Source organism: Saccharomonospora iraqiensis subsp. paurometabolica YIM 90007 (genome assembly GCF_000231035.2).
Taxonomy (GTDB): Bacteria; Actinomycetota; Actinomycetes; order Mycobacteriales; family Pseudonocardiaceae; genus Saccharomonospora; species Saccharomonospora paurometabolica.
This window is the reverse complement of the sequence record NZ_KI912185.1, coordinates 94,328-95,487: the sequence shown is the minus strand read 5'-3', so window position 1 is coordinate 95,487 and position 1,160 is coordinate 94,328. Positions and strand designations below refer to the sequence as shown.

The following is a 1,160-nucleotide window of genomic DNA, read 5'->3' as shown; positions in this document are numbered from 1 at the left end:
GCGGCCGTGGTGGCGGGGCTCGTGGCGGGGTCGACGGTGACCGCCGTCGGCACGGAGGGGAGCCTGCCGGGCGAGGGCGCGGGCCGCGACGTCCCGGGCGGGCTCGGGGTCAACCCGTTCACGTCACTGCGCGGGATGTTGGACCGCAGTGGTGACGTGGAGCTGTTCCGCGTGCGGGGTCTCGGTGACGAGAAGCGGTTGCTGCGCGCCTTCACACTCGACACCTACCGGCCGAACGAGGGGTGGGGGCTGGCCGACGGGCCGATGCCCGCGGGCGTGCGCGCGGACGGTGCGCTGCCCACGGCGCCCGGCGACGACGGGTCCGCTCCGCACCGCACCCTGCGCATCGATCCGGTCAACTGGAACGACGTGTGGCTGCCGGTCTACGGTTCGCCCCGGAGGTTGTCCGGCGTGGCCGACGGCTGGTTCTACGACCGCGCCAGCGGCGCGGTGTTCCGGGAACGGCGCACCCGCCCGGAGCCGTACACCGAGGTCGCCGCGTTGGAGCGGCCGACCGAGGAGGAACTGCGCGCGGCCGGGACCGCGGCCGGCGACGTCGCGGACGTCTACGTCGACGACTCCGGCGTGGACCCGCGCGTGCGCGGGCTGGCGCGACGGCTGACCGGGTCCGAGGACACGGTCTTCGACAAGGTCGAGGCCGTCTGGCGGCACTTCCGTCCCGGGAACGGCTTCGTCTACGACACCGAGACCGCACCGGCCACCGACCGCGACGCACTGGCCGACTTCCTGTTCAACGGCAGGCGCGGATACTGCGAGCAGTTCGCGTCGTCGATGGCGGTGCTGCTGCGGACGCTCGACATCCCCTCCCGGGTCGCGGTCGGGTTCACCTCCGGGTACCGCGACGGCAACGTCCGCACGATCACCTCCCGGGACGCGCACGCGTGGGTGGAGGTGTACTTCGACGGCATCGGCTGGGTCACCTTCGACCCCACCCCGCTGTCCGACGGCCGCGGCTCCGTCCCGCCGTACCTGCGCTCGGAATCCGACGTCGAGGACACCGTCGGCCCCGACGAGCCGGACACCACGACCTCGGCCACCGCTGCGCCCCCGTCCGCCGGGGTGGACGACCCCGGGGACACGGCGACGGCAGGGGGCGGCCCGGAACCGGGGACCGGCCCCTGGCTCGGGCGGGTTGCCGC

1 protein-coding gene is annotated in these 1,160 nt (G+C 74.6%); it reads left to right on the top strand.

The features are described 5' to 3' along the window. The coding region (locus SACPADRAFT_RS24505) for a transglutaminase-like domain-containing protein (protein WP_007027692.1) at nt 1-1,160 on the top strand (1,160 nt) is incomplete at both ends.